Annotated in this window: 16 protein-coding genes; 2 read left to right on the top strand and 14 right to left on the bottom strand. The window is 66.4% G+C overall.

What is annotated here, in order from left to right; all coding sequences use genetic code 11:
• Window positions 1–52 precede the first annotated feature (52 nt).
• Window positions 53–1,684: a family 43 glycosylhydrolase gene (locus JMT67_RS15960; protein WP_201464167.1), complete on the bottom strand. Its 1,632-nt coding sequence runs from the start codon at window positions 1,682–1,684 to the stop codon at window positions 53–55.
• Between the two features lie 150 nt (window positions 1,685–1,834).
• Between JMT67_RS15960 and JMT67_RS15965 the strand changes: the two genes are divergently transcribed.
• Window positions 1,835–2,110, top strand: a complete 276-nt coding sequence (locus JMT67_RS15965) for a hypothetical protein (protein WP_152949690.1) — start codon at window positions 1,835–1,837, stop codon at window positions 2,108–2,110.
• Window positions 2,111–2,120: 10 nt separating this feature from the next.
• Here JMT67_RS15965 and JMT67_RS15970 read toward each other — a convergent pair whose 3' ends face one another.
• The 9 genes from JMT67_RS15970 to JMT67_RS16010 form a co-directional block, all read right to left on the bottom strand.
• Complete coding sequence (locus tag JMT67_RS15970) at window positions 2,121–2,264, bottom strand: hypothetical protein (RefSeq protein WP_201464168.1); 144 nt, start codon at window positions 2,262–2,264, stop codon at window positions 2,121–2,123.
• A 51-nt stretch (window positions 2,265–2,315) separates the two neighbouring features.
• Window positions 2,316–3,293: an NAD-dependent epimerase/dehydratase family protein gene (locus JMT67_RS15975; RefSeq protein ID WP_201464169.1), complete on the bottom strand. Its 978-nt coding sequence runs from the start codon at window positions 3,291–3,293 to the stop codon at window positions 2,316–2,318.
• A complete protein-coding gene (locus JMT67_RS15980) occupies window positions 3,290–4,612 on the bottom strand; it encodes a UDP-glucose dehydrogenase family protein (RefSeq protein WP_201464170.1) in 1,323 nt (440 codons plus the stop codon). Before JMT67_RS15980 ends, JMT67_RS15975 begins: the two co-directional genes overlap by 4 nt.
• Before the next feature lie 93 nt (window positions 4,613–4,705).
• Complete coding sequence (locus JMT67_RS15985) at window positions 4,706–5,758, bottom strand: LacI family DNA-binding transcriptional regulator (RefSeq protein ID WP_233455956.1); 1,053 nt, start codon at window positions 5,756–5,758, stop codon at window positions 4,706–4,708.
• A gap of 65 nt (window positions 5,759–5,823) precedes the next feature.
• Complete coding sequence (locus tag JMT67_RS15990) at window positions 5,824–7,374, bottom strand: tryptophan halogenase family protein (RefSeq protein ID WP_201464171.1); 1,551 nt, start codon at window positions 7,372–7,374, stop codon at window positions 5,824–5,826.
• Window positions 7,375–7,382: 8 nt separating this feature from the next.
• Entirely contained in the window at window positions 7,383–8,912 is a 1,530-nt protein-coding gene (locus JMT67_RS15995; protein WP_201464172.1) for a tryptophan halogenase family protein, read from the bottom strand.
• Window positions 8,913–8,983: 71 nt separating this feature from the next.
• A complete protein-coding gene (locus tag JMT67_RS16000) occupies window positions 8,984–12,118 on the bottom strand; it encodes a TonB-dependent receptor (RefSeq protein WP_233455957.1) in 3,135 nt (1,044 codons plus the stop codon).
• A 48-nt stretch (window positions 12,119–12,166) separates the two neighbouring features.
• Window positions 12,167–14,413 carry a beta-glucosidase family protein gene (locus JMT67_RS16005; protein WP_201464173.1) on the bottom strand — a complete coding sequence of 749 codons (2,247 nt, stop codon included), beginning with the start codon at window positions 14,411–14,413 and terminating at the stop codon, window positions 12,167–12,169.
• Window positions 14,414–14,838: 425 nt separating this feature from the next.
• On the bottom strand, window positions 14,839–15,630 hold the full coding sequence (locus JMT67_RS16010; protein WP_152949696.1) for a PhoH family protein: 792 nt from the start codon (window positions 15,628–15,630) through the stop codon (window positions 14,839–14,841).
• A 312-nt stretch (window positions 15,631–15,942) separates the two neighbouring features.
• Between JMT67_RS16010 and JMT67_RS16015 the strand changes: the two genes are divergently transcribed.
• A complete protein-coding gene (locus JMT67_RS16015) occupies window positions 15,943–16,470 on the top strand; it encodes a gamma carbonic anhydrase family protein (protein WP_152949697.1) in 528 nt (175 codons plus the stop codon).
• A gap of 20 nt (window positions 16,471–16,490) precedes the next feature.
• On the opposite strand, the gene JMT67_RS16020 is transcribed toward JMT67_RS16015, so the two are convergent.
• From JMT67_RS16020 to tipF, 4 genes are all read right to left on the bottom strand, one after another.
• The gene (locus JMT67_RS16020; protein ID WP_201464174.1) at window positions 16,491–17,420 is read right to left on the bottom strand and encodes a bifunctional riboflavin kinase/FAD synthetase; all 930 of its coding nucleotides are present in this window, start codon (window positions 17,418–17,420) and stop codon (window positions 16,491–16,493) included.
• Window positions 17,420–17,881, bottom strand: a complete 462-nt coding sequence (locus JMT67_RS16025) for a MaoC family dehydratase (protein ID WP_054764991.1) — start codon at window positions 17,879–17,881, stop codon at window positions 17,420–17,422. The genes JMT67_RS16020 and JMT67_RS16025 overlap by 1 nt, the downstream gene beginning before the upstream one ends.
• Before the next feature lie 39 nt (window positions 17,882–17,920).
• Window positions 17,921–18,790, bottom strand: coding sequence for a TIGR01459 family HAD-type hydrolase (locus tag JMT67_RS16030; RefSeq protein WP_201464175.1), 870 nt, complete (start codon window positions 18,788–18,790; stop codon window positions 17,921–17,923).
• Window positions 18,791–18,982: 192 nt separating this feature from the next.
• Window positions 18,983–20,257, bottom strand: coding sequence for a flagella assembly cyclic-di-GMP phosphodiesterase TipF (gene tipF, locus JMT67_RS16035; protein WP_201464176.1), 1,275 nt, complete (start codon window positions 20,255–20,257; stop codon window positions 18,983–18,985).
• Between the last annotated feature and the right edge of the window lie 4 nt (window positions 20,258–20,261).

Consider the following 20,261-nt stretch of genomic DNA (forward strand, 5'->3'; position numbering starts at 1 on the left):
GGGGCCGGGAAAGAACGAGGCGATCCCCGCCCATCGACGCTGCCCGGGCGGCTTAGGCGCCGAGCGCGCGGAAGCGGAAATTCCTGAACCGCGCCTCACCTTCTCCGGCGGCGTAGAGGCCCGGACGCAACATCATGAAGCCGCCCCTAACATTTTGATTATAGCCGGAAACTTCCATGCCTCGATCGAACCGTCGCCAGGTCACGCCGTCGCCGGAGGTGTCGAAATAGAGGTTCTGATAGGCGTTGGTCAGGCGGATGAACATGCGCCGTCCGTGGGGATTGGCCGGGCGGCCGCGTTCGATTCCGTATTGGTGGGTGACATAGCGCTGAGCGTCGAACCCCAGACCGGCGTAAAGGGCGCGATCGTAGAACAGAATCAGCCCCGCCACCGCGCCGGGGTCGATCTCGATTTCGCATTCAATTTCATAAGCTTGCTCGCCTTGGACGAAGGTCAGGGGCGAGCAGTCCGCCGGCGCCCTGCCTTTAGCGCGCATATGAAGCACGCCGCTGTCTCGCCGCAGACGGTCCTTTTCGTTCGGCTGCGGATCATAGAAGCTCCATTGAAGGCCGAACTTGTCGGTTGAGAAATCGTCCGACAGGGCCATGCCGTGGGGTACGGCCTGCCCGCCGCGCGGCTTGGCGATCGGCTGCGACAGATCGCCGCCCCTGGCGCGGAACCAGCCGTCGTCGGTCCATTCGATCGGATCCAGCAGGGTCTGGCGGCCCAGGCTCCAATAGGCGTTCTCATAGCCGTGGTAGACCATCCACCAGTCGCCGGCCGGACCTTCGACCAGGGTGGCGTGACCGCGCGACCACCATTTTTCAGCGCCGGAGCGGGTGCGGACGATCGGATTGTGCGGGCAGTCTTCCCACGGGCCATGGATGGACCGGGAACGGGCGGCGATGACCATATGCCCCGTCGGCGGACCCGCCGTGCCGCCGATGGCGGTGATCATGTAAAAATAATCGCCGCGCTTCAGAAGTTTGGGGCCTTCCTGGGCGAAGCCTTCGACGATCCAGTCCTCGGGATAGCGCCAGGCGTCATAGACGCCCTCCTCGACCGGACCATCGACCGCCAGGCCGTCGTCGGTCAGCCGGACTCGGTCGCCGCCGTTCAGGAATAGATAGCGTTTGCCGTCTTCGCCGACGATGTGGCCGGGGTCGATATGGGCCGGCAGCTTCAGGTCGATCGGCGCGCTCCAGGGCCCTTCGATACGATCGGCCCAGATCACGTAGTTCGACCGGTACTCCGGGAAACGGGCGGGGATGTAGCAGTAGAATCGCCCCTCATGTTTGATCAGCTCGGGCGCCCAGACCGAGCCGATATTGGTGGTGAGGGCCGCAGTGACGGGGCGCCAGTTCACCAGGTCGCGCGAATGCCAGATATGGATGCCCGGCACGGATTCGAACGACGAAAAGGTCATGTAATAGTCGTCGCCGTCCTTCAGGATCGACGGGTCGGGGTGGTCGCCGGACAGGATCGGGTTCAGGAAGGTCCCGTCGCCCAGGTCCGCCATCCGCTGGTTTTCGATCCCGCGACGCCATTTCATGTTCGCCCATTCGCGGCCGAGCGGCGCGGCCTCTTCCAGCGTCTGGGCCAGAACGCTCCGGACCGGCAGGGCGGAGGCGGCGACACCGCCCAGAAGGCCGGTCAGTGCGGCGCGGCGGTCGATGAACCTCATGGGCGTTTCCCTCATCCCTGTTTTGCGGCCAGCTTGTCAGGTTTGTTACCGGTGTCAATTTGCGACCGGAGCCCGACACCCTGACACGATGCAGGAACCGGGCAGGCAGGGTTCGGTTACCTCCTGGTCCCCATTGGATGGAGGTTCGACATGAACAAGGAACAAGAGGCCGAGGCGGCCCTGCCGCCGGGCGTGGCGCGCGGGCGGTCGCTGAACACCCCGTCCGAGGCGCTGCAGGAACGGGCCGGCGGCGTCGGTCCGGGCGGCCAGATCGGCCCTGATCCCAATACGCTGGCGGTTCAGAAGACGCCGCACGACCAGCGCCCCGAAGGCGACCTGCCCCAGGGGCCGATCAGCGGCGATCCCAGCACGCCCGTCCCGACCACCGCCAAGGACGAGGCTGTAGATGATCTGAACGAGGGCTGAGCACGCCCGCCTAGATCGGCGGCTGGGTTCGCAGGAAGGCGGTGGCGCCGACGCCGAAGTAGAGCAGGCCGAAGATCAGGACCAAGACGAGGAGCAGGATGGCGACGCCGCGCTTGCTCTTCAGGATCGGGGGTTTGGGGGCGCGTCTGGGCATGGGCTGAAAACCGCCTTCAGCGCCGTCCGTTCCGGCCTCAGCCCTCGATCTTCAGCCGTTTTCATACCCGCGCCACCAGGCGGCGAACTTCTCAAGCCCCTCTTTCAGAGGCACCTTTGGCCGATAGCCGATCAGGGCGTTCAGCTTGGAGACGTCCGCATAGGTGGCGGTGACGTCGCCTGGCTGCATGGGGCGCATGATCTTTTCGGCCTCGGCGCCGAGCGCCGCTTCGAGGGTGGAGATCATCTCCATCAGGCCGACCGGCTGGCTGTCGCCGATATTGTAGACCTCATGAACGCCCAGTGCAGGCGGATGGTCCAAGACCCCGACGATCCCGTCCACGATGTCGTCGATATAGGTGAAGTCGCGGGCCATGCGGCCCTCGCCATAGACTTCGATCGGTTCGCCGCGCGCGATCTTCCGCGTGAAGCTGAAATAGGCCATGTCCGGCCGGCCCCAGGGGCCATAGACGGTGAAGAAGCGCAGACCCGACTGGGGAAAGCCGTACAGTTTGGCGTAGCTCTGGCTCAGCAGTTCGCAGGATCGTTTGGTGGCGGCGTACAAGGAGACCGGCGTCACGGTCGGATCGTCCTCGCGAAAGCCGGAGCCCTCCAGCGGCCGATCGCCATAGACCGAGCTGGACGAGGCATAGACCAGGTGCTGGACCGCGTTGTGACGCGCCGCCTCTAAGATCGACAGATGCCCCGCCAGATTCGAGCGCTCATAGGCGAAGGGGTTCTCCAGCGAATAACGAACCCCGGCCTGGGCGGCCAGATGGACGATCCGCTTGATCCCCTGATCCCGCACCAGGGCCAGCACCTGCTCATGTTCGGCGATGTCGGCCCGAACCAGGCGAAAGCCCTCGCGGGCCTGCAGCCGCGCCGCGCGGGCCTCCTTCAGGGCCGGGTCGTAATAGGTGTTGAAGTTGTCGATCCCGACCACCGTCTCGCCGCGCGCCAGCAATCGCTCGGCCGTATGCATGCCGATGAAGCCGGCGGCGCCGGTGACGAGGATCGGCCCTTCGCTCATCCGCGGCCGATCCCGGAGTATTTGAACCCACGCCGCGCCATGTCGTCGGGACGATAGATGTTTCTCAGATCAATCAGCACCGGCTGTTTCATCAGCAGCTTGATCCGGTCCAGATCCAGGGCGCGGAACGGGTCCCATTCCGTCACGATCACCACCGCGTCGGCGCCCTCGACCGCGTCATAGGCGTTGGCCTTCATCTTCACGTCCGGCAGCAGCTTGGCCGCCTCGGGCATGCCTTCGGGGTCGAAGGCCTGGACCTGGGCCCCGGCGGCGATCAGGGCCTGGGCGATGTCCAGGCTTGGGGCGTCGCGCATGTCGTCAGTGTTCGGCTTGAAGGTCAGACCCAGCAGGGCCACCGTCTTGCCCGCGACGGCGGCGCCGAGGGTGGTTTCAACCCGCCCGGCCATGGCCTTCTTGCGCGCGTCATTGACCTCGACCGTGGTCTCGATCAGCCGCACCGGGGATTCATATTGCTGGGCCGTGCGGACCAGGGCCAGGGTGTCCTTGGGGAAGCAGGAGCCGCCGTAGCCGGGGCCGGCGTGCAGGAATTTCGACCCGATGCGCTTGTCCAGGCCGATGCCGCGCGCGACCTGCTGCACGTCGGCGCCCACCGCCTCGCACAGGTCCGCCATCTCGTTGATGAAGGTGATCTTCATCGCCAGGAAGGCGTTGGCGGCGTATTTGATCAGTTCGGACGTGCGCCGGCCGACGAAAAGCAGCGGACTCTCGTTCAGGTTCAGCGGACGGTACAGTTCACTCATCACCGCCTTGGCGCGGGCGCCGGTCTCGCCCTCGATGTCGTTGACGCCGATCACCACCCGGTCGGGGCGTTTGAAGTCGCCGATGGCGGCGCCCTCGCGCAGGAACTCCGGATTGGAGACCACGACGAAGTCCGCGTTCGGATTGGCCTTGCGGATCACCGCCTCGACCTCGTCGCCGGTGCCGACCGGGACGGTGGACTTGGTGACGATCACGGTGAAGCCGTCGATCAGGCCGGCGATTTCCTCAGCCGCCGCATAGACGTAGGACAGGTCCGCATGGCCGTCGCCGCGGCGGGTCGGGGTGCCCACGGCGATGAAGACCGCGTCGGCCCGGCGGATCGCCTCGGCCCCGTCCAGGGTGAAGAACAGCCGACCTTCCTTGACGTTGGCGGCCACCAGATCATCCAGCCCCGGCTCGAAGATCGGAATCTCACCGCGTTCCAGACGCTCGATCTTGGAGGGATCCTTGTCGATACAGGTCACGACGTGGCCGAAATCGGCGAAACAGGCCCCAGACACCAGGCCCACATAGCCGGTGCCGATCATCGCGACGCGCATCCTAACATCCTCAAACGAACAGGAGAGACGGCCCTATATCATGCGATCCGGGCGCTGCTGGACTTATTAAGGCCTCGGCGAAAAGACTGTCGCCTAGCGTGAGCCGCCAGACCGGGGCGGGGCGGTCGAGCCGCGAGGCGCAAAGCCGAAGGCCACCCTGCTTTGGGACGGCAGGTCCGTTTCCCCCGCCTTGAACCGGATCAGCAGGTCGGCGGCGACCGCGCTCATCTCGGCGACGGGCTGGATCACCGCCGTCATGTCGGCGAACCGCGCCAGGGGCGTATTGTCGAAACTGACGACCGACAGGTCCGACGGCGTGGAAAGACCGCGTCGCTGGGCGGTGCGGATCGCCGCCAGGGCCATGCGGTCATTGCTGCAGACGACCGCCGTCGGCGGCGATGGCAGATCGAGCAGGGCGTCCACAGCGGCGACACCCGACTCATAGGAGAAGTCGCCGCGTCCGATCAGGGTCTCGTCCAGCCCATGGGGCGAGGCGCTCATAGCGGCGCGATAGCCGGACAGCCGGCCGTCGCTGACTGCGTATTGCGGGCTGCCGGTGACGAAGCCGACGCGCCTATGGCCGAGGGAGAGAAGATGATCCGTCGCGTGGGCGGCGGCCTCGGCGTCGTCCATCGATACGGCGAACCCGTCGCCCTCGGCGATCGACGCGATCCGCGCAAAGGGCAGGCCCAACTGGCTGAGCAGGCCGGTGATGGCCGGGTTTTCGCTGTGCGGCGGGGTCAGGATGACGCCGTCGGGGTGAAGAGCGGCGAGGGCGGCGCGCACGGCGCGATCCACATGGTCGGAATGGGTGTCGACCAGTTCGAAGATCATCCGATAGCCGTGCGACTCGCACTTCAGCATGCCGCCCATCAGCATCTGGTCGACCCAGTCGGTGCCCTCGCCGGACTTCCAGCCCTCGATGGTCCGGTCTCGGTCGTTCAGCGCCATCAGCAGATAGGAGCGCGAGCCCCCCATCCGTCGCGCCGCCAGACTGGGCACATAGCCCAGCTTGGCCACGGCGGCGCGCACCCGCTCCTGCACCACGGGCCGCACGTTCGGTTCGTTGTTAATGACCCGCGACACCGTCTGCAGGGAAACGCCCGCCTCGGCGGCGACGTGCTTGATGGTGACGGCGCGGCGCAAACTCTGGTTCCTTATCCCCGCCTCATACTGTCAGGCTCGGCGGCGATAAGGCAAGCGCGCCGGCATCAAGCGGGTACGGTGGCCGGGGCGACCGGCGCCAGGTCGACCGGCGGGGCGGGACAGTTGTCCTGCAGAAACTGCTGATGCGACGGCAGGTCCTTGACGAAGGCGTTCAGAATATCGGCCGCCCGGTCCATCTCGGCGGTCAGGCCGGAGAAGTCGATCCGGTCGACCAGCGGCGGATAGGAGCGGGGCGTCACCCCCATGCCGTCCATCACCGCATACCAGCTGACATTGCGGAACAGGGGGTCCAGCGCCTCGACCAGGCTGCCGTTGGCGCGGAAGACGTCCAGCTTGTGCTGCAACCCCTCGGGCAGGGCCATGTCGCGGCATGCCCGCCAGAAGGGCGTGTCGTCCCGCCTCGTCAGGGCGTAGTGCAGGATGATGAAGTCGCGGATCTCCTCGTAGTCCACGGTCATCCGCCGATTGTATTCGGTCGCCAGTTTCGGATCGCAATCCAGGTCCGGCATCAGGCGGAAGAAGAAGTCCATCCCGCGATAGATCAGGTGGATGGCCGTCGATTCCAGCGGCTCGATGAAGCCGCTGGCCAGACCCAGGGACAGGACGTTCCTGTCCCAGATCTTCTCCCGCACCCCGGTCTTGAACGGCACCACCATCGGATTGACCACCGGCCGGCCCTCGACCTGGGCCAGCAGGCGCGCCGTCGCCTCGTCGTCCGACATGTAGCGGCTGCAGAAGACATGGCCGTTGCCGGTCCGGTGCTGCAGCGGGATGCGCCAGCGCCAGCCGCAGTCCTGCGCCTGGGCCAGGGTATAGGGTTTGGGCGCCCCGACATTCTCGGTCTGGACCGCGATGGCCCGGTCGCACATCAGCCATTCGGACCAGTCTGTATAGCCGACGCCCAGGGTCTTGCCGATCAGCAGGGCGCGGAAGCCGGTGCAGTCGATGAAGAAGTCCGCCTCGACCGTCTGGCCCGATTTCAGTTTCACGCCGGTGACGAAGCCGTCGGGCCGCGTCATCACATCCTCGACGATGCCTTCGGTCCGCTTCACCCCCCGCGCTTCGGCGAAGTCGCGCAGATAGCGGGCCACCCGCTTCGCATCCACATGGACGGCGTAGGAGGCCCCGCCGATGGGGCTGCGCTGGGCCTTGAACGGCAGCATGAACCTTTCGTGGGCCGCCATCCGCGCCGCAGAGGCGAAGTCCATCAGCGGGCGCTGATAGCCGTTCATCCGCGCCTTCAGCCAGACCGGATAGAAGTCGCTGACGTCCACCGGCACGCCGATGGCGCCGAACGGGTGGAAATAGCTTTCGCCCTTCTCGGTCCAGTCGTCGAACTGGATGCCCAGTTTGAAACTGGCCTGGGTCTGTTGGATGAAGTCCTGCTCGTTGATCCCCAGCTTCTTCAGCATTTCCAGGAAGGGGGGCACGGTGGATTCGCCGACCCCGATCGTGCCGATGTCGTCGGACTCGACCAACTCGACCTCGGCCATCCGGCCCTTGAAATGCTCGGCCATCAGGGCGGCGGCGATCCAGCCGGCGGTCCCGCCGCCGACGATGCAGATCTTCTTCAGGGGACGGCGGGGTTGGTCCATCTCGGGTCTCATGCGGCTGAGGCGGCGGGATCGAGACCCGCCAGGAATTGGGCGTGATCGGGGGTCCGAGCGACGAAGTCGGCAATATTGGTCCGCATCTCGGCCAGGCTGCGCGCCAGATAGGCCGGGTCCATGGCGTCGACGGCGGGGTCGTAATGGTCGGGATACAGGCCGAAGCCGTCATAGATGGCCAGCCAGCTGGCCGGGTGGAACATCTCCCACCGATAGCGGACGAACTGGCCCCGCGCGGTCCACAGGGCGAGCTTGCGCTCCAGCGTCTCGGGGACGGCCATATCGCGGCAGTCGCGCCAGAAGTCCGTGTCGGTCCGCCGGTTCAGCTTGTAGTGCAGGATGATGAAGTCCCGCACCCGCTCCATCTCCCGCGCAGTCTGATCATTGAACTCGTCCAGGATCGGCTGGGCGAAGCGGCGGTCGGGGAACAGGGCCTTCAGTCGCTCGATGCCCGTCTCGATCAGGGCGATACTGGTGCTCTCCAGCGGCTCCAGGAAGCCGGACGACAGGCCGATGGCGACGCAGTTCTTGGCCCAGGCCTGCGACCGCCGGCCGGGGCGGAAGGGAATGCGACGCGGCTCCGTCAGCGGATCGCCCAGCAGATGGGGCATAAGCTCGGCCAGGGCCTGATCGTCGCTCAGATGGGCGCTGGAAAAGACCAGGCCGTTGCCGGCCCTGTGGCGCAGCGGAATCCCCCATTGCCATCCGGCCGACCGGGCAGTGACGCGGGTGAAGGGGGCGGGGGCGTCGCCTGGGCGGTTGGCGCTCTGCACCGCATAGGCGGCGTCGCAAGCCAGCCAGCGGCCCCAGTCCTCGAACCCGACGCCCAGGGCCTCGCCGATCACCAGCCCCTTGAAGCCCGAGCAATCGACGAACAGATCGCCTTCGACCTCGCGCCCGTCGTCCAGGGTCAGGGCGCGCACGAAACCGTCCTCGGGCCGCAGTTCGACCGAGCGGATGCGGGCGTCGATCCGGGCGCAGCCCCCGGCCTCGGCATAGGCGCGCAGATGTTGGGCGAACAGGCCGGCGTCCAGATGAAGCGCCCAGTCGAACACCGACAGCTGGGACGGCGGATTGGGCGAGGGCTGGATGAACTTGCCCCCGGCGGCCAGGGACGCGCCCAAGGAATAGGCCGCCAGCGGCGCGGGGTTGCCCGCGCGCTTCTGCTTCAGCCAGTAATGATGAAAACCGATCCCCTTCACGTCCTGCCCGTACAGGCCGAAGGGATGGATGAAGTCCGAGCCCGGCCCGGACCAGTCGATGAAGCGGATCCCCAGTTTGCAGGTCGCCTGGGTGGCCCGCATCACGTCGTCGTCGCGCAGACCCAGCTGCCCATAGAACCGACGGATGGTGGGAATGGTCGCCTCGCCCACGCCGATCGTGCCGATGTCGGAGGACTCGACCACGGTGATCTTCAGCGGTGTGCTGCGGAAATGCTGGACCAGGGCCGCAGCCGTCATCCAGCCGGCGGTGCCGCCGCCCACGATGACGACGGAACGGATGCGAGGATCGTCGATCTCATCCATGGCCTGATCCCAATACGCGAAAAAAGAGGCCGGCGACACGAATGCCGCCGGCCAGTCTGCTCAGGAAGAGATCAGAAGCGAGCGCGCACGCCGATGGTGTAGCGCGGCTCGAACTCGTTGCGGCTCTGGAACTGTTCCGCACCCGGCTTGAACTCGAGGTAGTACTCCTCGATTTCGCCCAGGACGTTCGATCCGTTGGCGTAAACCGTGACCATGTCGTTGACGTCATAGGTCACGTTCACATCCACGTATTGCGACGTATCCTGATAGATCGGGATGCTGCCGAACGTGCTGTTGAGGCGCGGCGTGCGATAGTTCCAGGCGACCCGCGCCTGAAGCTTGTCGCCCTGGTACCAGACGGCGGCGTTCAGCGAGTGTTTCGAGTTGTCCTGGAACGGCAGTTCGTCCCCGTTCAGGGCCGTCGAGTTGGAGGAGCTGTCCGAGAAGGTGTAGCTGCCGTCGAAGCCGAAATCGGACCAGATGGGCGTGTCGATGAAATCCGACAGACCGATCTTGGCGCCTATTTCGATGCCTTGAAGCTGGCCGCCGTCGCCTTGTACCGGACGGTTGACGTCCACCAGCCTGCGGATGACGCCATCGCCGTCCGCATATGACCCGCTCTGGGGGACGGTGGCGCGGGTGACGAAGCTATCGATATTCAGGCGGAAGGCCGCGATGTTGAACATCGTCGCCGGGCCGTAATAGTACTCCAGCGCCAGATCGAAGTTATCCGAACGCCAAGGGTCAAGGTCCGGGCTTCCGGACAGGGTGGCCCCGGTCACCCGACGAACGCCGACGGGCGGAGCGGTCGGATCGGCGGGCGTCGGGCCCTGGGGGTCCGCCGTCGATATGGTGACGCCGCCGCCGTAGTTGCCCAGATCCAGCGGGATCATGGTTTTGGCGTAGGCGGCCCGCAGACGCAGCTTGTCGCTGAAGTCGTAGGCCAGGTTCACCGACGGCAGCCAGTCCGTGTAGCTGCGGCTCGAAATCGTGTCGCCGACATCGTTGTTCGTGTCGCCATAGGCGCGCACGTCGCCGGTCTGATTTTGACGGACCCGAAGCTCGGTCCGGACCATCCGCACGCCCACGTCGCCGTGCAGGGCGCCGAACTCGACGGCGCCGTTCAGATAGGCGCTGTCCTCATACAGATCGACGTCATAGGAGTTGCCGGGAATGATGACGTCATAGGCGTTGCCGAAGACCCGTTGCTGGAAGGCGCGGGGGTCGTCGAAATCGCGCGGATCAGCCACCCACACCCCCGGAATGCCCGAGGCGACCGAGCCGAAGTCGGTCAGGAAGTAGGTATTGTTGTTTTCGCGCAGCAGCGTGGGGCGGTTGACGGTATAGCCCTGGAAGCAGGTGGGGGCGTTGGCCACCGTGCCGGCCGTACAGCTGCTGGGCGTGGTCGCAACCGCCAAGGCCGGATTGAACCCGGGGTTAGTCACGAACTCGCCAGACTGGCACTGCGGATTGTCCATCACGACGTCGATGGCCTTCCACTGGGCCGAGCAGCCCGCTTGGTTGCCGGCGCCGGCATTGGCGTAGAAGTCCGAGAACAGATGGAAGTTGGTGATCTCCACCTCGCGACCGCTGTGGCGAACCCCGGCGTCGACGCGGGTCAGGAAGCCGAAAGCAGGGCGCTCCTGGAACTCATACGAGCCGTCGAAACGGACAACGGTCAGGTCCGAGTTGTTGCGCTGGTTGCCTTCGGATGAATAGGCCCCGACCGTGTAGGAATCGAGGTTCGACATATATTGGCTCAGCGGCACATTGCCCAAGCCGCCGACGATGTTGTTTTCGAACCCGCTCCAGGCCAGTTTCGAACCGCCGGTATCGATATGCAGTTGCGGGTCCGCCCCATAACCGAAGGGGTTCGGCGTGATGTAGCGACCGCCTTGGCTGCCGACGACGTTGTTGGAATAGCGTGAGGCCGGATACAGGGCGGCGATCGAGGCGGGGTAGAAGGTGCCGCGGGTGCGGTCCGCCGCTTGGCGGAACAGGGTGAAGGCGCGGTCCGATCCGTACTCCCAGTTGGACAGGTCGCCCTGGACCTGACCGTTCATGCTCAGCAGCGAGGCCTCGGCCTTGATCGCCCGCGCATTGAAGGTGAAGGGACCGCCCTTGTCGTAGTCCAGCTCCAGGTTGAAGTTCTTGGACTCATTGTTGGTGACGCGGTTGACGGTGAAGGAGTTTACCCACCAGGCGTCCAGATCATATTCCTCGACGTCGAGCCAACCCAGGCCCGTGTCGGTCGACTCGGTCGGGGTGGTCCACCCCAGCCCGCTCCAGCGGTTGGAGACGTTCAGGCCGGCGGCGCGATTGTACTCGTCCTGTTTGGTGTAGAAGGCCTCGGCCGTCAGACGAATGCCGTCTTCGATGTCAAACTGGAAGGCGGCGTTCAGACCGACCCGTTCGCGCTCGACCACGCGGTTGAACATTTCGTAGCCGTGGGGCGCCAGCCAAGCGTTGCCCGAACCGCCCCAGTCGTTGCTGCCGAACAGGCTGCCGGCGGTGCCCGCGTAGTTATTGCCCAGGTTCGAATTGCTGAGCACGCCCGAGACCATGACGCCCATGCGGTCGCCGCGCCAGTTCAGCAGGCCGTTGATCAGGTAGTCGTCCTGACGAGTGCGTTCGCCCGTCTGGTATTCGGCGGCGCCGGTGACGGTCGTTCCGTAGCTGAAGTCCATCGGACGACGGGTGCGCAGATCGATGGTGCCGGAGATGCCGGACAGGGCGTTCGTCACGTCCTGCGACTTGAACACGACGATCGAGCTCATCAGCTGCGACGGCACGTCGTTCAGGTTCGGCTGGGCGCTGCCCAGGTTGCCGGGGCTCAGATATTGTTCGCCGTTCAGCAGGGTCACAACCTGCGGCAGGCCGCGGATGTTGACGGTGGAGCCCTCACCTGCGGTGCGGCGGATCTGGATGCCGGCGATGCGTTGCAGGGCATCGGCCACGGTGACGTCAGGCAGTTTGCCGATGTCTTCCGCCGAAATCGCATCGACCAAAGCGGTCTCGTTGCGCTTGACGTTGATCGACTGGGTCTGCGACGCGCGGATGCCGGTCACGACGATTTCGCCGACCTCGGTCGGCTCCTGCGTCGCCGCCGGTTCAGCGGTCTGGGGCCCCGTCTGGGCGTAGGCCGGCGCGACCAGCGCCGAACTCGCCAGCAAGGCCGCAACCATGGGCCTCTTGTGGATTCTCATCTCTTTCTCCCTCCTCGGTGGCGCCGCGTTTTGTTGTGCGGCATTGGTTCAAGGTTTGATGGTCGACCCTGAAAGCGTGGCGGTCGCGCTCAACCCCGGCTCAGCGGCGTCACGGGCGACGGTGATGCGGTAATCGCCCGGCGTGATGCGCCAGCCGGGCAGGGCGGTGTCGTATTCGGCCAGGATGCGCGGCTCGGCCGTCAGGGTGACGCGGCGCGTCTCGCCCGGCGCCAGGTTCACCCGCGCAAAGGCGGCCAGACGGCGGGGCCGATCGCCCGAAGCGACATAGAGTTGCGCAACCTCGGCGCCGGCTCGCGCGCCGGTATTGGTCACATCGACGCTGACGCTGAGCTTGTCTGCGCTGGACGCCGCCAGGTTGGAATAGGCGAAGCTTGTGTAGCTGAGACCATATCCGAACGGGAACAGGGGCGTCTTGCCCTCGCGTTCGTACCAGCGGTAGCCGACGTCCGAGCCTTCGGCATAGTCCACCTCGAAGCCCTGGATTTCGCCGGCCTGGGGCGCGCCGGGATTGGCGGCGGCTGCGGCCTCGGCGCTCTTCAGCGCCTCCAGGCCCGGCGGCGTCGGGCGCGGCGCCTGGTCGGCCGAGGCGGGGAAGGTGATCGGCAGACGGCCCGACGGATTGACCTCGCCGAACAGGATGCGGGCGACGGCCTCGCCGCCGCGCTGGCCGGGATACCAGGCCTGGATCACAGCCGGGGTCTTCTCCAGCCAGGGCATCAGCACCGGCCCTCCGGTCTCCAGCACCACTACGGTCTTGTCGTTGGCGGCGGCGACCGCCTCGATCAGGGCGTCCTGATCGTCGGGCAGGGACAGGGTCTCGACGTCCTGGGCCTCGGTGGTCCACTGGATGGCAAAGACGACGGCGACGTCCGCCGCTCGCGCCGCAGCAGCCGCAGCCGCCGCATCCTTGCCGTCGACATAGGTCACGGTCGCCTCCGGCACGATCGCCCGGATGGCGTTCAGCGGCGACGACGCATGCCAGGTGATCCGCGCGAACGAGGCTGCGGCCCCCGAGGTCAGGGGTATCTCCACCGGCGCCCCGCCGACCGACCGCACCTGGGACGATCCGCCGCCCGACAGGACGCCGACGTCGGCATGGCCGCCGATCAGCACGATCCGCTTCGCCGTCCTGGCCAGGGGCAGGACCCCGCCGTCGTTCTTCAGCAGCACGATTCCGGCCTCGGCCGCGCGCTGGGCGACCTCGGCGTTGCGGGCGTAGTCGATCGGCTGTTGGGTCGTCACCACGGGTGCGTCGAGCACACCGGTCCGGATCAGGCCGACCAGCAGGCGGCGCACCATGTCGTCCAGCCGCGCCTGTGGGATCCGTCCGGCTTCCAGAGCCTCCCTGAAGGGCGCGTCGAAATAAAGCGCCCGGTCCAGCTCCTGGCCCGAGGCTTGGTCCAGCCCCGCCAGGGCCGCCTTCTCGGTCGAATGGACCGCGCCCCAGTCCGACATGACCCAGCCGTCATAGGCCCAGTCGCGCTTCAGCACCTGGTTCAGCAGGACGTCGTTCTCGCAGGCCCAGTCGCCGTTGACCTTGTTGTAGGCGCACATGACCGAGCCGGGATTTCCCCGCTCTATGGCGATCTGGAAGGCCAAGAGGTCGCTTTCGCGCAGGGACGCCTCGTCCAGCCGCGCATCCATGATCATCCGCCCGGTCTCTTGCGCGTTGAAGGCGAAATGTTTGATGGTCGAAACGATCCTGTTCGACTGGACGCCGCGGATATGCTCCCCGGCCATGACCCCGGCCAGCAGAGGATCCTCGCCCAGATATTCGAAATTCCTTCCGGTCCACGGATCGCGCGTCAGGTTCACCCCGCCGGCCAGCAGGATGTTGAACCGCTTGGCCCTCGCCTCCGAGCCGATCATGGCCCCGCCGGCGTAGGCGATCTGGGGATCGAAGGTGGCGGCGGTCGCCAGGCTGGAGGGCAGGGCGGTGGCGACGTCGCCCTTGCGCTGCTCGACCTGGTTGGCGACGCCCAAGCTGGCGTCGCTTTCGCGCAGAGTGGGTATACCCAGGCGGGGAATTCCCGGGATGTGGCCGGCCGAGGGAATCATGTCGGCGACTGGGGCGCCCGGCGTCCGCGCCGCCATGGGCGGGAAATAGCCGTGGATCAGCTGAAGCTTTTCGTCCTGCGTCATTCGCGCCAGCAGGGCGTCGGCGCGCGATTGGGCGGCGGCCGTCTCCGTCTGGGGCGCAGACTGCGCCGGCTGCGCGACTGCGCCGGCGGGCGTCACGCCCACGGCGAAGGCCAGGGCGAGACGGCTGATCATCAAGGACTTGGAAAACTTCAAGAGACGCCCCGAACCGATTGCGCGACGGCGACCGCCGTCAGGACAAGAGTTGGGATGCGCCGCACAGGATCGATGATGGCGGCGGGCAGCCGACAGCATCGCCTGCTGTCGCAGGCTTTTCGATCCTGTTTGCGGATAGCGTCTTCGACGCCGAGGTTCGACGACCTGGAGAGGCCGTCAACTTTCCGCTCCCTGTGCGGAGACTCTTCGGCCCCTCGCATGAACAGGTAAGCATGGATTGAGAGCGTTCACAACACGAAACGGCCATGATCGAACGTGGTTATGACACCCCCAGTTCACATGTCGTTTCAGGGCCCTTCTGCGGATGGGGCGACGGGCGCGCAAAAAGAGAGGGCCGGCGCGCTGGGACGCCGGCCCTCCCTCTACTCAGACCCGCAGGGCGTTCAGAGCACCCCGATCATCGAGGCCACCAGCGGGTGGCGGACGATGTCGCGTTCGGCCAGACGCACCACGGCGATGTTGTCGACCGCCTCCAGCCGGGCGGAAATATCCGCCAGGCCGGACACGCCGGGCAGCAGGTCCGACTGGTGGGGGTCGCCCGTGACCACCATGGTCGAATGCCAGCCGAGGCGCGTCAGCAGCATCTTCAGCTGCACATAGGTGCAGTTCTGGGCCTCATCGACGACGATGAAGGCGTTGTTCAGGGTGCGGCCGCGCATGTAGCCGATGGGGGCGATTTCGATCAGGCCCTCGGCCATCAGGGCCTTGACCCGTTTCATCGACAGCCGGTCCGACAGGGCGTCGTAGAGCGGGCGCAGATAGGGGGCCAGCTTGTCCTCCATGTCGCCCGGCAGGAAGCCGATCGATTCGCCGGCCTCGACGGCGGGGCGGCTCAGGACGATGCGGCCGACCTTGCCGGCCTCAAGCGCCTCGACCGCCTTGGCGACGGCGAGATAGGTCTTGCCGGTCCCTGCCGGTCCCAGGGCCATGACCAGATTGTGCGCGTCGATGGCCGCCATCAGTTCGTGCTGACCGTCCGACTTGGGCTTCAGCGTCTTCAGATAGCCCTGGTCCCGGTCGTCATTGTTGGGATAGGGCGACCAGCCTGACCGTTCGTTGTGGGGGGCGTGCAGGCGCCGCACCTTTGATTCCTCCATGAACTCTCGCGAATCCAGGAGTCCGTTTTCACGGGACTGACGCTTCATTGCCGCACGCTTGGTCATGGACGCCTCCAGGGCATGAAAAAAGGCGGACCCACACGGGTTCCGCCTTGGCTGGTCTTGGGGAGGAAGGGGTCACGGCCTGCGCCGCAGCGACCACCGGGATCAACGGCCGGGCCGTCCAAAACGGGCTGAACCCGTTCCCGAACAACCGAACCAGGATCCCAACGCGCCAAGCGAAAGCCCCGACAACTGACCGGACCGGGCTTGATCCGGCTTCGGATCCGGGGCCGAAATGGCAACCCTCGAATCGCATCAACAGTTAGATGCTATCGTGGTTAGAAATCTGTTAAAGCCCTCAATTTTCGAAGATTAGGCGGCATTCTGATGACCATTTACGCATTGGGCGACAGCAAACCTCAGTTTCCGCCGCAGGGCGAATACTGGGTGGCGCCGAACGCATCCGTGATTGGAAACGTGATTCTGCACGTCAACGCCAGCGTCTGGTTCGGGGCGGTGCTGCGCGGCGACAATGAGCCGATCACCGTGGGCCCCGACACCAATATTCAGGACGGCAGCGTCCTGCACACCGACATGGGCTCGCCCCTGACCCTGGGGCGGGGCGTCACCGTCGGGCATAAGGCCATGCTGCACGGCTGCGAAGTCGGGGACTACAGTCTGATCGGGATTGGGGCGGTGGTGCTGAACGGGGTGAAGATCGGCCGCAACTGCATCATCGGCGCCAACGCCCTGCTGACCGAGGGCAAGGTAATCCCCGACAACAGTCTGGTGGTGGGCCAGCCGGGCAAGGTGGTGCGCGACCGCGATCCCGCCCAGATCGCCGTGCTTCAGATGTCGGCGGAGCACTATGTGCAGAACTGGAAGCGGTTTGCGGCGGAGTTGCGCCCGCTCTGACCGGGTCGAAGGGGCGGCGATCAGGAAGCCAGGACTGTCCGCGCCGCCGCCGCATCGGCCTCGATCTGGGCCTTCAAGGCCTCCAGCCCGTCGAAACTTTCCTCGCCGCGCAGCCAGGCGACCAGTTCCGTCTCGATGATCTGGCCGTACAGGTCGCCGTCGAAGTCGAACAGCCAGACCTCCAGCAGTGGGCTCTCCAGCGCATACATGGGCCGCAGGCCCAGGCTGGCCACCCCGTCCACGACCCGCCCGTCGGCCAGACGACTGCGTGTGGCATAGACGCCGTAGGCCGGCCGCATATAGTCGCCCATAGCAACGTTGGCGGTCGGCACGCCGATGGTGCGGCCGCGCTTGTCGCCGTGGATCACCTCGCCCTGGATGGCGAAGGGGCGGCCCAATATGGCGGCGGCGCGGTCCATGTCCCCGGCCTTCAGGGCCTCGCGCACGGCGCTGGACGACAGTTTCAGCCCGTCGGCGTCGTCCAGGCGTTCGGCCACCGAGACCGTGAAGCCCAGCCGCTCGCCATAGGCCCGCAGCGCCTCGGGCGAGCCGGACCGCCCCTTGCCGAAGGTGAAGTCGAAGCCGACGGCGGCGTGTCGCACGCCCAGACCCTGGGCCAACACCTGTTCGGCGAAGTCGGCGTCGCTCATGCCCGCCATCTCGCCGTCGAACGGCAGCAGATAAAGGATGTCGACCCCCAGGGGCGCCAGAGCCCGCGCCATTTGGTCGGCGGTCATCAGGCGAAAGGGCGCGGCCTCGGGCTGGAACCAGCGGCGCGGATGGGGATCGAAACTGACCACGCCCAGCGGGGCGCCCAGCCGTTCGGCGGCGGCCTTGGCCTCTGCAATGACCGCCTGGTGCCCCCGATGGACGCCGTCGAAGGCGCCGACCGCGACCGCCGCGCCCTTCAGGGCGTCCGGCAGGTCGCGCCAGTCGCGGACAATCTGCATCAGCGCTGGGACGGTTTGCGCCGGCGCGGAACGCGAACCACGGCGATCCCGTCCATGATCATCGTCTCGCCGACGAAGCCTTCGCAGCTCAGCTTGACCCGTGCGCTCTCGGACTCAATTTCGATCACGGTGATCCGTATACGGACCACATCGTCGATCCGCACCGGCTGATGGAAGGCCAGGGTCTGGGAGATGTAGATCGACCCCGCCCCCGGCAGGATGGTGCCGACCACGGCCGAGCCGAAGGAGGCGCTGAGCAGGCCGTGGGCGATGCGGCCGCGGTAGGCGGTCTTGGAGGCGAAGGCCTCGTCCAGATGCACGGGGTTGAAATCGTCGGACGCCTCGGCGAACAGCCGAATCCGGTCCTCCGTCGCCACGACGATTTTTTCGGCCGCCATGCCGATGTGAAGCTCGTCCAGGATGTAGCCGCCGGACGGATGTTGCTGAACCAATTCGACCATGGATCAGGCTTTAGCGGCGGTGCGACAAAATGGCGAGCCTTACCAGGCCAGTTCGAGCGCGGCGTAGCGCGCATATGTTGTTTCAGCCTTCAGAAGTTCGCCGGCGCGGGCGGAATCGAGGCTTCCGTCCTCGCCCCTGGCCTGGTCGCCGTGGATCCCTTGCGCGATGAACAGGCAGTCCAGGCCTTGCGCATTGGCCCCCATGACGTCGGTCACGACCCCGTCGCCGATGCACAGGACGCGCGACCGGTCCACGGGCCGTCCCAGCAGACGTTCCGCCTCTCTCAAGGCCAGGTCGTAGATGGGGCCGAAAGGCTTTCCGGCCATGACGACCCGGCCGCCCAAGGCCTCATAGAGGTCGGCCAAGGCCCCGCCGCAATAGATGAGCTGATCGCCGCGCTGGACCACCCGATCCGGATTGGCGCAGATCAGCTCCAGATTCCGCGCCGCGCCGACAGCCAGTCGTTCACGATAGTCCTCCGGCGTCTCGACCGTGTCGTCGACCGGCCCGGTGACGGAGATGAAGGCGGCGTCCTCGGCGCTGTCGGTCCGCGCCAGGTTCAGGCCGGCGTACAGGGGAGCGTCGCGTTCGGGCCCGACGATCCAGGCCGGACCGGGGGCGCGCTTGGCCAGTTCGGCGCGGGTCGCGTCGCCCGAGGTGACGAAGGCCTTCCACGCCTCACGCGGCACGCCCAGCCCGTCCAGCTGGGCGACGACGTCAGAAGCCGGACGCGGCGAGTTGGAGATCAGCACCACATGGCCGCCCTGGGCGTTGAACCGGGTCAGGGCCTCGCAAGGACCCGCCCAGCTCTCCCGTCCATTGTGGATCACTCCCCAGACGTCGCACAGCAGGATGTCGTAGTCGCCGGCGACGGCTTCGAGATGGGGCAGGGCGTGGGGGAGGGTCATGGGCGCTGAGTAGCTGCTCCGACGGGCTGACGAAAGTCTCCTCCCCATGAAATGGGGAGGGGACCGCGAAGCGGTGGAGGGGCTCTTGACGCCGCAGAGGCGCCTGGGGTGCGGAAGAACCCCTCCGTCACGGCGCGGAAGGCGCGCCGCGCCACCTCCCCATGTCATGGGGAGGAGACAGATATGGAGCGATCAGCTGAACCGACGCCGCTGCTCAGCGCTGCGCAGGGTGGAGCGCAGGAATTCGGCCGGAGGGTCGGTTTCGGCCAGCACCTGTTCCTTGATGGCGCGGGGCTCGCCGAACAGATGGCCCTGGCCCATGGCGACGTCCAGTTCGAGGATATCGACGACCTGACGTTCCGCCTCGACCTTTTCAGCGATCACCTCGACGCCGTAGCGGCGGGTCAAGGCGGCGAAATCCGCCGCCTGAATGTCGGGCATGGAGCGCAAGGGCGCGCCGCCGTCCAGGTCCAGCAGCTGCTCGATCAGCAGATCGGCCGCCACCTTGATGAACTTCACGTCCGAACGCTGCAGATCGGCGAAGTCCAGGTCCAGGGTCTGGACCTTGTCCAGCGAAAAGCGGAAGCCCAGGTCCGCCAGCTTGGCCATGTTGCGAGCCTCGACCGCGCCGCGCGCGTCGAAGGTCGCCTGGCCCAGTTCGAAGATCAGGGCCTGGTTCAGGTCGCGGTTCTCGTTCAGGAAGTCCAGGAAGCGCGGGAAGAAGGTCTCATCGCCCAAGGAGGTCAGGGCGACGTTGCAGAAGACCCCAACCTTACGGTCCTGGCGCGACAGCCGGCGCACGATCTGGGCGCAGCGGAACAGCAGCAGATTGTCGATCGCCGGCACCAGGCCCTCGCCCTCCGCCAGGGACAGATACTCCGCCGGCATCATCCCCCGGTCGCTGGCGTCGCGCAGGCGGGTGAAGCTCTCATAGAAGAGGGTGCGGCGTTGCGGCAGGGAGACGACGGGCTGAAGATACAGATCGACCCGCCCCTGGCTCAGCGCCTCGTGGATGGTCCGCAGCAGAACGTTGGACTGGGCCTGGCGGCGGCCTTCGAAGGTCTCGACGCCCAGACTGGGCGCGCTGGCCAGACGCTGGTCGATGCTGTCGCTCATCTGCTGGACCAGGGTCTCCAGCATCCGAACTTCGCCGGTCAGGGCGTCGGTGTCCGACAGGGCGCCGCTTTCAATGGCCTGGGCCAGTTCGGTCAGGGCGCCCTGGGTCGATTCCATCGCATCGGCCAGCAGCCGATGCGCCTCGCGGACCTGATCGATTTCCTTCTTCAGAGCGCGGCGCGCCGCCATGCCGGTGACGATGCCGTGGAAGGCGCCCAACAGGCCCAGGGCGCCGATCGCCCCCGCCACGCCTGCGCCGGCGCCCAAACCCGCACGCCACAGGAAGGCCCCCACGGTCATGCCGAGGAACAGATAGGCGAAGTAGAGAAAGCCCGTGGTCAGGTTGCGCATCGGC

The organism is Brevundimonas aurantiaca (assembly GCF_904830995.1).
Taxonomy (GTDB): domain Bacteria; phylum Pseudomonadota; class Alphaproteobacteria; order Caulobacterales; family Caulobacteraceae; genus Brevundimonas; species Brevundimonas aurantiaca.